Here is an 11,282-nt window from a genome sequence, read left to right on the forward strand (position 1 = left end):
GTACGGAGCCCGCTGCACCGGCCGTCGACCCGAGAAGAAGGGACGGCATCCATGCGCATTGGAGTGCCACGCGAGGTTAAGAACAATGAGTTCCGGGTGGCCATCACCCCGGCCGGTGTCCATGAGCTCAGTGCCGCCGGCCACCAGGTGCTGGTGGAAACCGGCGCGGGCATTGGTTCTTCCATTTCCGACGACGACTACGCCGCGGCCGGCGCGAAGATCATGGATTCGGCCGACGCCGTGTGGGAGCAAGCAGAGCTGGTCCTGAAGGTGAAGGAGCCGGTGGCGGAGGAGTACCACCGACTGCGCAGCGATCTGACGCTGTTCACCTATCTGCATCTGGCTGCCGACGCCGCCCTGACCAGCGAGCTGTGCTCCCGCGGCACGACGGCAATAGCCTACGAAACCGTCCAACTTCCCGACAGGTCGCTGCCCTTGCTGGCCCCGATGTCAGAGGTCGCCGGCCGGCTCGCCGCCCAAGTGGGTGCGTACTCGTTGATGCAGCCGCTGGGCGGGCGCGGCGTCCTAATGGGCGGCGTCCCCGGCACCCAGCATGCCGACGTCGTGGTGATTGGCGCCGGAGTAGCCGGCGCCAATGCGGTATCCATGGCGGTGGGCATGCGGGCCAATGTCACCGTGTTGGACACCGATGTCCGCCGGCTGCAGCAACTTGACGACCTGTACCAGGGACGGGTCGTCACGCTCGCCAGCAATGCGCTGGAATTGCGGCAAGCCGTCCTGGCGGCCGACCTGGTGATCGGAGCGGTCCTGATCCCCGGCGCCAAAGCCCCGAAACTGGTGACCAACGAGATGGTCAGCCAGATGAGGCCGGGAGCGGTGCTGGTGGACATCTCGATTGACCAGGGCGGCTGCTTCGAGGACTCCCGCCCCACCACGCACGCCGATCCCACCTTCAAGGTGCACGACACGGTCTTTTACTGCGTGGCCAATATGCCCGGTGCCGTGCCGCGCACCTCAACCTACGCACTGACCAACGCCACGCTCCCCTACGCGAAACTGATCGCCAGCGAGGGGTTCGATGCCGCGGCCAAACGGCGGCCGGAGCTGCTGCCCGGGCTCAGTACCCGGGACGGCAAGATCGTGTCCGAACCGGTGCGCCTGGCTCACGCCGGCTGAGCCACCCGCGCCTGCGGGCCCGGCGTTCGTCCGCCGGACCCGCAGTGCTGCCAGTGGCGGTGTGCCGCAGCAAGCGCGCACCGCCGTCGTGGTCCTTAGTGGTCCACGGCCTTCTCGGCGCCGACACCGGTGAGCGAGCGGACCTCCATTTCGGCCTGCTTGGACGCGTCCTCACGGTTCTTGTCCAGCACGGTGCCCAGCCAGCCCAGGAAGAACGCCAGCGGGATCGAGACGATCCCGGGGTTGCTCAGGCCAAAGAACGCGAAGTCCGCTCCCGGGATCATCGCGGTCTCGGATCCGGAAACCACCGGCGAGAACACGATCAGCACAATGGCTGTGCCCAGCCCGCCGTACATGCTCCACAACGCTCCCTGCGTGGTGAAGCGCTTCCAGAAGAGCGAGTAGATGATGGTGGGCAGGTTCGCCGATGCCGCCACCGCGAATGCCAGCGCCACGAGGAAGGCCACGTTCTGGCCCTGCGCGCCGATGCCGCCGAGGATGGAGACGACGCCGATGACCACCACTGTTCGCCGGGCCACCTTGACCTCACCGGCCGAGTCGACCTCGCCCTTGCGCACCACGTTCGCGTAGACGTCGTGGGCGAAGGAGGCGGCTGCGGTGATGGTCAAACCGGCCACCACGGCCAGGATGGTGGCGAAGGCCACCGCGGAGATCAGTCCCAGCAGCACCGGCCCGCCCAGCGCGAAGGCCAGCAGCGGGGCGGCCGAGTTGACCCCGCCCGGAGCGTTGGTGATGGCTTCCGGACCGATCAGGGCACCGGCACCGTAGCCCAGCACCAGGGTGAACAGGTAGAACGCGCCGATCAGCCAGATGGCCCAGACCACTGATTTGCGGGCCTCCTTGGCCGTGGGCACTGTGTAGAAGCGCATCAGCACGTGCGGCAGCGCCGCGGTGCCCAGCACCAGGGCGAGCGCCAGGGAGATGAAGTCCAGCTTGGACGCTTCCGACACACCGTACTTCAGGCCCGGATTGAGCAGTTCCGGATTGCCGGCAGTCTCCACCGCCGCCCCCAGCAGCTCGGACAAGTTGAAGCCGTATAGCGCCAGGACCCAAACGGTCATCACGAAGGCGCCGGCGATCAACAGGCAGGCTTTGATGATCTGAACCCAGGTGGTGCCCTTCATGCCGCCAACCAGTACATACAGGATCATCAACGCGCCGACCACGGTGATCACCAGGGACTGTCCCAGCTCGGAGTCAATGCCGATCAGCAGCGAGACCAGTGCACCGGCGCCGGCCATCTGCGCCAGCAGGTAGAAGAAGCACACGGCCAAGGTGGTGATGGCGGCCGCGATCCGCACCGGGCGCTGCCGCAGCCGGAAGGAGAGCACATCGGCCATGGTGAACTTGCCGGTATTGCGCAGCAGTTCGGCCACCAGCAGCAGGGCCACCAGCCAGGCCACCAGGAAGCCGATCGAGTACAGGAAACCGTCGTATCCGTTGATCGCGATCGCACCGCAGATGCCCAGGAACGAGGCCGCGGACAGATAATCGCCGGCAATGGCGGTGCCGTTCTGGCCGCCGCTGAACGACCGGCCGGCAGCGTAATAGTCGGCGGCCGTCTTGTTGTTCCGGCTGGCCCGCAGCACCACCACCAGTGTCACGCCGACGAACAGCGCGAAAATCAGGATGTTGACCCAGGTGGAATCCTTGATGTCGTCGGCCGTGACGGCCAGCGGGATGTTCACGGCGTGCCTCATTTGGTGTCCTCCGGTAGGCCGACACCCTCGTCCTCGAGCGTGTGGCGGATGTCAGTGGCAATGGGGTCCAGTTTCTTGTTGGCGTAGCGCACGTACCACGTGGTGATGGCAAAGGTGCTGACGAACTGCAGCAGGCCCAGAACCAGACCGACGTTGACGTTGCCCCAGAGCTTGGTGGACATGAAGTCGTGCGCATAGTCAGCCAAGAGCACGTAGGCGAAGTACCACAGCAGGAAGGCCACGGCCATCGGGAATACGAACGAACGGTGGCGTTTGCGCAGTTCGGTGAATTCCGGACTGTTCTGGACTACTTGGAAGTCCACGGGCGCAGCGGTGCCGGCGTCCGGGTTGGGGTTGTCGCCCATCTTTTCCTCCTCTTCGGGCACACGCTTCGGGTGTGTGACTGCGATCACTCTGCTAGCTGGCGCCCTCTTCAGGCCAGCAGCCCGGCCGTGTGCATCGCCGAACGGTTTACCAGCTGCGGTAAACGGCGCTCACCTGCGCCGAACTGCAAGCGGCCGGACGGCAGCGGCTAGGCTGGACAGCATGCTCAGCCCGGCCGCGGACATCGCGCTCATCGCCGCCCTCGCCGCGGTGGCGGTGGGGGTGATCGCGCTGGTGGGCTTCAAGCTGACCCGCTCCTACCGGGACCTGGGCTCCGAAGCCGACCGCGCCACCTACACCACGCTGCACACGGCAGGTCTGGCCGGACAGCACCTGCGCGCCGGGCTGACGCCGGCCGGCGCGGGCAAGGCCAGCCGGCACCTGCGCGGCCTGCTGGGCTCCGAGGTGCTGGTGTTGACCGGGCCGGACGATGTGCTGGGCTGGGACGGCGCCAGCCAGCCGCCGGAGTCCGCCCTGCGCCTGGCCGGCAAGACAATGGCGTCCGGCCGCACCCAGGTCTTCCGCGGCAACCAGTTGCTCCCCGACGGCCGCGTCACGTCGGACCGCGCCGCAGAGCGCGGCCTGTCCGAAGCAGTCTTCGCTCCGATCCGGGTCCAGGAGCGGGTGGTTGGCACAGTGGGCGCCTATACCGGACACGTGGAGGCTTCGCTGGTGCGGGCCACCAACGAAGTCGCCGCCTGGGTAGCCACGCAAATCGAACTGGCCGAGCTGGACACCTCACGCACCTTGCTGATGGAAGCCGAAGTGCGCGCCCTCCGGGCACAAATCAGCCCGCACTTTATCTACAACGCCCTCAATGCCATCGCCTCCTACATCCTGACCGACCCCGCGCGGGCACGGGAACTGGTGATCGAGTTCGCCGACTTCACCCGCTACTCCTTCCGCCGGCACGGTGACTTCACCACCTTGGCCGAGGAGCTGAAGTCGATTGACCGCTACCTGCTGCTGGAGCGCGCCCGCTTCGGCGACCGGCTCAAGGTCAGTCTGCAGATCGGTCCCGAAGTCCTGAGCACTGTGATCCCGTTCTTGTCCCTGCAGCCACTGGTGGAGAACGCGGTCCGGCACGGGTTGGAAGCCAAGGAAGGCCCCGGCCGGATCACCATCACGGCCCAGGACGCCGGTGCCTACGCGGTGGTGACCATCGAAGACGACGGCGTGGGCATGGATCCGGAGAGACTGCGCGCCGTCCTGGCCGGCAGGACCGACGGCGACCACGTAGGCCTTCGCAACGTGGACGTGCGGCTGCGCCAGGTCTACGGCGAGGAACATGGGCTGGTCATCGACACGGCACCGGGCTCCGGCACCCTGGTCACCCTGCGCGTGCCCAAGTTCCAGCCGGGCAACCGCGTGGACTGAACCGCGCCCGGCGCGAAGCCCATCCGACAGGAGCCTAATAGACTGAGGCCCATGGTCAATGTGGTTGTCGCCGATGACGAAGCCCCCGCCGTGGAAGCCCTGGCGTACTTGCTGGCCCAGGATTCCCGGATCGGGCAGATCCATCGGGCCAGCAGCGGGGCCGAAGCGCTCCGTGCCCTGGAACGCCATGACGTCGATGCCCTCTTCCTGGACATCCACATGCCGGCTTTGACCGGGCTGGACATCGCCAAGGTCATTTCCCGTTTCAGCCGCCCGCCCGCCGTCGTGTTCGTGACCGCCGATGAGGACAAGGCGCTGCAGGCGTTCGAGCTGGCCGCGGTTGACTATTTGCTGAAGCCGGTCCGGGCAGAACGACTGGCGGAATCCGTGCGCAGGATCTGTGAACTGATGGAGGACGCCGGCGCCCCCAAACCCGAAGTCGTCACCGTCGACCAGGGCGGCATCACCAAAATGATCCGGCGCGACGACATCAAGTACGTGCAGGCCCAAGGGGATTATGCCCGGCTGCACACGGCCGATGCGAGCTACCTGATCCGGGTGCCGCTGAATGATCTGGAGCGACAGTGGGCCGACGCCGGCTACATCCGGATCCACCGCTCCTATCTGGTGGCCATGAACCAGATCCAGCACATGCGGATCAGCGCCGGCAGGGCCAGCATCCTGGTCGACGGCGCCGAACTGCCGGTCAGCAGGCGCCATTTGCCCTCTGTCCGCGACAAGCTGCAAGCCACCCGGGTCAGGCCGCGCGGATGACCGGTGGCGCGGACCGCGGTGAAACTCCTGAGTCCCCGGACGGCGGCACACAGCTTTCCGACGGCGGTGCACGACGTGTGAACGGTGGATCCCCGCTTCCGGACGGCGATGCACAGCTCCCCTCGGGAAACTTCCGGCAGCGGGTCCGCGTCACGGCGCCGCGTCCGGCCGCACCCCAGCCGGCGGGTGGCTACACGTTTTCCCGCGAACTCGCCGAGCAGTCCGAAGTCGGCGAACTCTTCGTCCGCTCCCTGGTCCGCTCCCAATTGCGCCTGGCCTTGGTGGTCGCCGCCGGGTTCGGGCTGATCCTGCTGGGCATGGCGTTACTGATCGCGCTGGTACCCCTGACCGGAACGCTGACCATTTTTGCCATCCCGCTCCCCTGGCTGCTGCTGGGCATCGGCATCTATCCGGTCATCCTCGCGTGCGCCGCCCTGTACAACCGCGCCGCTGCCCGCAACGAGCGCACCTTCCGCGAGCTCACGGCAGACTGGACCGAAGCAGGGCCACAGCAGTGAACACCGCCGCCGGGCTGGCTGCCGTGGCCGCGGTCTGCGCCGCTACCGTGTTGATCGGCATCTACGGATTGCGCATCTCCCGCACCACCAGTGATTTCTATGTGGCCTCGCGGACCGTCAGACCATGGTGGAATGCCTCGGCGATCGGCGGCGAATACCTCTCCGCCGCCAGTTTCCTCGGCGTCGCGGGGCTGATCCTGATCTCGGGCATCGATGCGCTCTGGTTCCCTGTTGGCTATACCGCCGGCTATCTGATGCTGCTGCTGTTCGTCGCCGCCCCGCTGCGGCGCTCGGGGGCCTACACAATCCCCGACTTCGCCGCTGCCCGGCTGGACTCCACCGCAGCCCGCCGGGTGACCAGCCTGCTGGTGGTCGCGGTGGGCTGGCTCTACATTGTGCCGCAGCTGCATGGGGCCGCGCTCACCGTACGCATCGCCACCGGCCTGCCGGGCTGGATAGGCGCCGCCACCGTCGTCGTCGTGGTGGTGCTGTCGGTGGTGACCGGCGGCATGCGCTCGATCACCTTCGTGCAGGCCTTCCAGTACTGGCTGAAACTCACCGCACTGGCGGTCCCGGTGGTGTTCATCCTGCTGGTCCTGGCCGGCTCGGGCCAGTCGGCCACCGGCAACGGAGCAGCGTTCGACCCGTCACTGGATGTCGCCGGCGATGCCTCGCTGTACCGGAATATCTCGCTCATCATTGCGCTGCTTTTCGGCACGCTGGGGCTGCCGCATGTGCTGGTGCGCTTCTATACCAATCCTGACGGCGCAGCCGCCCGCCGCACCACACAGCTGGTGTTGGGCCTGCTGGCGTTGTTCTACCTCTTCCCCACCTTGTACGGCGTGCTCGGCCGGCTGCACACGCCACGGCTGGCCAACGGCGGCCAGGCCGATGCCACCGTGCTGCTGTTGCCCGGCCGGATCGTGGGCGGGTTGGCCGGCGACCTGCTGAGCGCGTGCGTGGTGGCCGGTGCCTTTGCCGCGTTCCTCTCCACGACCTCGGGGCTGGTGGTCTCCTTGGCAGGTGTGGTCAGCCAGGACCTGTTCCGCGGCAGTGTCAGGGGCTTTCGGCTGGCCGCGGTGCTGTCGGCCATCGTGCCGCTGGGCATAGCACTGGGAACGGAGTCGCTGGCCCTGGCCGGCAGTGTCGGCACGGTTTTTGCCTTCACGGCGTCAACCATTTGCCCGCTATTGCTGCTGGGCATCTGGTGGCGCGGCCTCACCGACGCCGGCGCGATTGCCGGCATGGTGGCCGGGGCGTTGCTCTGCGGCGGCTCACTGCTGGCGGCCGCCGTGGCAGGACCTGCGCTGGGTGCCTGGGCCGAGCCGCTGGGCCAGCCGGCAGCGTGGACTGTTCCCGCGGCTTTCCTGGTCACCGTCGCTGTCTCCCGCGCCACGGCGTCGCGCCGGCCGGCCACCGTTGCCCGCTTCATGGCCCGACTGCACACGCCGGAGCGTGCCGAAGAGCCGGCTCCGGCCGGACGGTTCGGCAAGGCCGGCCCGGCAGGCTGACCGGAGGCTCCCCGTCAGTCGATGGAGGCCATCAACTCGACCACGCGGTCCAGGAACGCGTCCACTTGGTTTTCCTCGTAGCCGTCCTTGCCCTGGGCTTCGCGGAACACGGCCCGGCGGACCACGTCCACGCTCATCGGCTGGTCATGCTCAAAATAGCCCAGCAGTTCAACGCAGAGCGCGTCGACATCCTCGACGTTGTAGCTGACGGCGTTGCGCTTCGCGGGCCGGCGGAAACGTTCGCCGGGGGCCCGGTGCAGGCGGGCGCGCAGCATTGCCGAGACGCGTCCTATCTGTGTCAGCCAGGCTTGCTCGCCCTCGCGCCGGATCAGCGCATCGCGCTCCCGCTGGGCGAAAACGTCCTCGAGGCGGTCGAGCGCGGCGTCCACGGCCCGCGGGTCGTACCCGCCCCTGGCCGGATCGAATGTCATGGCCCTGACATCGCGGCTGGTGATGGGGGTGTCGTCGGGCTCGGGGTTGTTGTAGTACTCCCGGGCCTGCCGAAGGAAGTCATCCACCTGGCGCGCGTTGTAGCCGAAGTCGCGCCGGTCCACGTGGTCAAACGGGGCACTGCCCTTGCCGGCATCAATGGTTCGTCGCGCCATGGTGTCCTGTGTGTTCCTGTTCCTTCAATACGTTCCGCTTGTGTACCACGCCCAGTCTATGCGGAAGGGTCCATTTCCCCGGCCAAGGAAGCCGCTACACCGCTCCGGGTGCCAGAAGGGACGCGAGGACGAAAGCGACCGGAGCCGCAAACACGATCGAGTCGAGCCTGTCCATCACGCCTCCGTGGCCGGGCAGGATGTTGCTCATGTCCTTGATGCCCAGTTCCCGCTTGACCATGGACTCCGCCAAGTCGCCCACGGTCGACGCCGCCACCGTGGCCACGGCCAGCACCAGCCCGAACCACCACTGCAGGTCCAGCAGGAACACCGAGCACAGCACACCGATGAGGATTGCTCCGCTGACCGAACCGGCAAAACCCTCCCACGATTTTTTGGGACTGATCTTCGGCGCCATCGGATGCTTGCCGAAGAGCACACCGACGATGTAGCCGAACGTGTCGTTGGAGACCACCAGCAGCAGCATGGTGGCGACCTTCAGCGCGCCGGACTCCTCCAGCAGCAACAGAAGGGAAAAGCTGATGAAAAAGGGGATCCAGCACAGGATAAAGGTGCCGCTGAGCACGCTGCGGGCCGCGCCCTCGGTACTGTCCAGGCACTTCCACACCATCAGGGCGACGCAGGTAACCACCAGGGCGAAGGCCAGCCCTTCCGGACCGCCATAGTACGCGGCCACCGGCATGGCGAGCGCGCCCACGACCAGCGGCGGAAGCGGGACCTTGATGTCCTTCACCGTCAGGGCGCGGGAAACCTCCCACACTCCGACGACGGCGAATCCGGCCACCACCACCATGAAGGCATCCGGCAGGAGGAACAGCCCTACCAGCACCACCACCAGCAGCGCGAGTCCGACGACGATTGCTGCCGGCAAATTGCGGCCGGCACGGGAAGGCTTGGCGGCGGCACGCAGCGCGCGCCGTTTCGGTCCGGCCGGCCGTGGTCCCGGACCAGCCGCCGGTGTCGGCGAACCGCCAGCCATGGGTTGAGGCTGGTCCGTACTCATCAGACCTCGAGCAGCTCGGCTTCCTTGCGCTTGAGCAACTCGTCCACGTTGTCCGTGTGCGACTTGGTTTTGGCGTCCAGTTCCTTTTCGGCCCGGTTGCCCTCGTCTTCGCCGACGTCGCCGTCCTTGACCATCTTGCCGATGGTGTCCATCGCCTTGCGGCGGATGTTGCGGATGGAGACCTTGGCGTCTTCGGCCTTGCCGCGGACCACCTTGACGTATTCCTTGCGGCGTTCCTGGGTCAATTCCGGCAGGACCACGCGGATCACCACGCCGTCGTTCGCGGGGTTCGCGCCCACATCCGAGTCGCGCAGGGCCTTCTCGATATCGTTCAGGGCCGACTTGTCGTAAGGAGTGATCAGCAGGGTGCGCGCTTCCGGGTTCTGGAAGGACGCCAACTGCTGCAGGGGGGTCGGCGTGCCGTAGTAGTCGACCGTGACCTTGGAAAACAGAGCCGGATTGGCACGGCCGGTGCGAATGGTGGCGAAGTCTTCCTTGGCCACTTCCACTGCCTTGTCCATCTTGTCGGCAGCTTCGCGCAGCGTCTCGTCTATCACGGTCTCTCCTTCACATCCTTCAATTCACCCGCGGTGCCCGCGGTCCTGGCTCTGCATTCCATCCTAGGCTATCCGGCGGCGGCGCCGGCGCCAGTCAGGCAGTGACGTAGGTGCCGATCTGCTCGCCCAAAATCGCACGGGTCACGTTGCCCTCGCCCTCCATCCCGAAGACCACCATGGACAGCTTGTTGTCGCGGCACAGGCTGAAAGCGGTCTGGTCCATCACCCGGATGTTCCGGCGCATGGCTTCGTCGTAGGTCAGGGTGTCGAGTTTTTCCGCAGCCGGGTCCTTCTTCGGATCCGCCGTGTAAACGCCGTCCACGCCGTTCTTGGCCATCAGGACGACGTCGGCGTGCACCTCCAGTGCCCGCTGGGCCGCCACGGTGTCGGTGGAGAAATAGGGCAGGCCTGCGCCGGCGCCGAAGATGACCACCCGGCCCTTCTCCATGTGCCGGATGGCCCGGCGCGGGATGTAGGCCTCGGCGACCTGGCCCATGGTGATGGCGCTCTGCACGCGGGTGTCCACGCCGGCCTGCTCCAGGAAGTCCTGGAGTGCCAGGCAGTTCATCACGGTTCCCAGCATGCCCATATAGTCTGCGCGGGAGCGGTCCATACCCGACGTGGACAGTTCGGCCCCACGGAAGAAGTTGCCGCCGCCGACGACGATCGCCACCTCGACCTGGCCGACTGTGGCGGCGATTTGCTTGGCGATGCCGCGAACGGTGTCCGGGTCGACGCCGAGCTTGCCGCCGCCGAATACTTCGCCCGAGAGCTTCAGCAGAACGCGTCGGCGTTTCGCCCCGTCATGCGAGGTGGGCTGGGTGTTCTGGGATTCCATGGTGCCTCCCGGCGTGCGTGGTTCTGGGGATTGGGACTACGTGAGTGGCGCGTGGCGGCCGGCGGGCCGCCGCGGCCTATCCGGACATGAAAAAGGAGCGGTCACCAGTTGGTGACCACCCCCTTGTCATCTGAATCAGCCAGTTCGCCTAAGCGGTGCGACCGACGTTACGCTCCGACGCGGAAGCGGGCAATGGCGGTCGCGTTGACGCCTGCTTCTTCCAGCACCTTGCCCACGGACTTCTTCGGGTCCTTGGCAAACGGCTGGTCCAGCAGCACGATTTCCTTGAAGAAGCCGTTCAGGCGGCCTTCGACAATCTTGGCGAGAGCGGCCTCGGGCTTGCCCTCGGCGCGCGCGGTCTCATCGGCGATGCGGCGTTCGTTCTCCACCGTCTCTGCCGGGACCTCGTCGCGGGTCAGGTAGGACGGGGCGAATGCAGCACTGTGCACCGCGACGTCGTGAGCAGCCTCGGTGGCGGCAGCACCCTCGCCGTCGACCGCAAAGAGGACGCCAACCTGTGCGGGCAGGTCCTTGGAGGTCTTGTGGAGGTAGGCATCGACAGTCTTGCCCTCGACCCGCGCAACGCGGCGGACAACAACCTTCTCGCCCAGCACGGCGCCTTCTTCGACGACGAAGTCGCCAAGCGCCTTGCCCTCGACGTTGGTGGCCAGCAGCGACTCAAGGTCGGCTGCACCGGACTCGACGGCCGCGGCCAGCACCCTGTCAGCGAGCTCAATGAACTTGGCGGACTTGGCGACGAAGTCGGTCTCGCAGTTGACCTCGATCATGACGCCGACCGTTCCGTCGATGACCTTGGCGGCAACCAGGCCTTCGGCAGT

At 66.7% G+C, this 11,282-nt stretch carries 12 protein-coding genes; 5 read left to right on the forward strand and 7 right to left on the reverse strand.

The window, feature by feature from the left end:
- Window positions 1–51: 51 nt before the first annotated feature.
- Complete coding sequence (ald, locus tag AC5RWT_RS21280) at window positions 52–1,137, forward strand: alanine dehydrogenase (RefSeq protein ID WP_494081894.1); 1,086 nt, start codon at window positions 52–54, stop codon at window positions 1,135–1,137.
- A gap of 95 nt (window positions 1,138–1,232) precedes the next feature.
- Here the strand turns inward: ald and AC5RWT_RS21285 are convergent, their stop codons facing one another.
- Together AC5RWT_RS21285 and AC5RWT_RS21290 are read right to left on the reverse strand one after the other, a co-directional pair.
- Window positions 1,233–2,858: a monocarboxylic acid transporter gene (locus tag AC5RWT_RS21285; protein WP_494081895.1), complete on the reverse strand. Its 1,626-nt coding sequence runs from the start codon at window positions 2,856–2,858 to the stop codon at window positions 1,233–1,235.
- Window positions 2,855–3,223 carry a DUF485 domain-containing protein gene (locus AC5RWT_RS21290; protein WP_494081902.1) on the reverse strand — a complete coding sequence of 123 codons (369 nt, stop codon included), beginning with the start codon at window positions 3,221–3,223 and terminating at the stop codon, window positions 2,855–2,857. Before AC5RWT_RS21290 ends, AC5RWT_RS21285 begins: the two co-directional genes overlap by 4 nt.
- A 181-nt stretch (window positions 3,224–3,404) precedes the next feature.
- Here AC5RWT_RS21290 and AC5RWT_RS21295 point away from each other — a divergent pair, with 181 nt between their 5' ends.
- The 4 genes from AC5RWT_RS21295 to AC5RWT_RS21310 are packed head-to-tail and all read left to right on the forward strand — an operon-like array spanning window position 3,405 to window position 7,422.
- The gene (locus AC5RWT_RS21295) at window positions 3,405–4,619 is read left to right on the forward strand and encodes a sensor histidine kinase (protein ID WP_494081896.1); all 1,215 of its coding nucleotides are present in this window, start codon (window positions 3,405–3,407) and stop codon (window positions 4,617–4,619) included.
- Between the two features lie 51 nt (window positions 4,620–4,670).
- The gene (locus AC5RWT_RS21300; RefSeq protein ID WP_493968149.1) at window positions 4,671–5,393 is read left to right on the forward strand and encodes a LytR/AlgR family response regulator transcription factor; all 723 of its coding nucleotides are present in this window, start codon (window positions 4,671–4,673) and stop codon (window positions 5,391–5,393) included.
- Window positions 5,390–5,911 (forward strand): DUF485 domain-containing protein, encoded by a 522-nt coding sequence (locus AC5RWT_RS21305; protein ID WP_494081897.1) that lies wholly within the window; start codon window positions 5,390–5,392, stop codon window positions 5,909–5,911. Before AC5RWT_RS21300 ends, AC5RWT_RS21305 begins: the two co-directional genes overlap by 4 nt.
- Window positions 5,908–7,422 carry a sodium/solute symporter gene (locus AC5RWT_RS21310; protein ID WP_494081898.1) on the forward strand — a complete coding sequence of 505 codons (1,515 nt, stop codon included), beginning with the start codon at window positions 5,908–5,910 and terminating at the stop codon, window positions 7,420–7,422. The genes AC5RWT_RS21305 and AC5RWT_RS21310 overlap by 4 nt, the downstream gene beginning before the upstream one ends.
- Window positions 7,423–7,436: 14 nt before the next feature.
- On the opposite strand, the gene AC5RWT_RS21315 is transcribed toward AC5RWT_RS21310, so the two are convergent.
- From AC5RWT_RS21315 to tsf, 5 genes are all read right to left on the reverse strand, one after another.
- Entirely contained in the window at window positions 7,437–8,027 is a 591-nt protein-coding gene (locus tag AC5RWT_RS21315) for a DivIVA domain-containing protein (RefSeq protein ID WP_494081899.1), read from the reverse strand.
- Between the two features lie 94 nt (window positions 8,028–8,121).
- Window positions 8,122–9,024, reverse strand: a complete 903-nt coding sequence (locus tag AC5RWT_RS21320; protein ID WP_494081900.1) for a phosphatidate cytidylyltransferase — start codon at window positions 9,022–9,024, stop codon at window positions 8,122–8,124.
- A 23-nt stretch (window positions 9,025–9,047) separates the two neighbouring features.
- Window positions 9,048–9,605, reverse strand: a complete 558-nt coding sequence (frr, locus tag AC5RWT_RS21325) for a ribosome recycling factor (RefSeq protein ID WP_493968154.1) — start codon at window positions 9,603–9,605, stop codon at window positions 9,048–9,050.
- 94 nt (window positions 9,606–9,699) lie between these two features.
- Entirely contained in the window at window positions 9,700–10,443 is a 744-nt protein-coding gene (gene pyrH, locus AC5RWT_RS21330) for a UMP kinase (protein ID WP_493968155.1), read from the reverse strand.
- Window positions 10,444–10,610: 167 nt separating this feature from the next.
- A partial coding sequence (tsf, locus tag AC5RWT_RS21335) for a translation elongation factor Ts (RefSeq protein WP_494081901.1) occupies window positions 10,611–11,282 on the reverse strand: 672 nt, incomplete at its 5' end.

This window comes from Arthrobacter sp. Dra40, from assembly GCF_059091905.1.

Bases quoted from the DNA above. Each gene is read 5' to 3' on its own strand.
- ald (WP_494081894.1), top strand. From the start codon at position 52: ATGCGCATTGGAGTGCCACGCGAGGTTAAGAACAATGAGTTCCGGGTG.
- AC5RWT_RS21285 (WP_494081895.1), bottom strand. From the start codon at position 2,858: ATGAGGCACGCCGTGAACATCCCGCTGGCCGTCACGGCCGACGACATC.
- AC5RWT_RS21290 (WP_494081902.1), bottom strand. From the start codon at position 3,223: ATGGGCGACAACCCCAACCCGGACGCCGGCACCGCTGCGCCCGTGGAC.
- AC5RWT_RS21295 (WP_494081896.1), top strand. From the start codon at position 3,405: ATGCTCAGCCCGGCCGCGGACATCGCGCTCATCGCCGCCCTCGCCGCG.
- AC5RWT_RS21300 (WP_493968149.1), top strand. From the start codon at position 4,671: ATGGTCAATGTGGTTGTCGCCGATGACGAAGCCCCCGCCGTGGAAGCC.
- AC5RWT_RS21305 (WP_494081897.1), top strand. From the start codon at position 5,390: ATGACCGGTGGCGCGGACCGCGGTGAAACTCCTGAGTCCCCGGACGGC.
- AC5RWT_RS21315 (WP_494081899.1), bottom strand. From the start codon at position 8,027: ATGGCGCGACGAACCATTGATGCCGGCAAGGGCAGTGCCCCGTTTGAC.
- AC5RWT_RS21320 (WP_494081900.1), bottom strand. From the start codon at position 9,024: ATGGCTGGCGGTTCGCCGACACCGGCGGCTGGTCCGGGACCACGGCCG.
- pyrH (WP_493968155.1), bottom strand. From the start codon at position 10,443: ATGGAATCCCAGAACACCCAGCCCACCTCGCATGACGGGGCGAAACGC.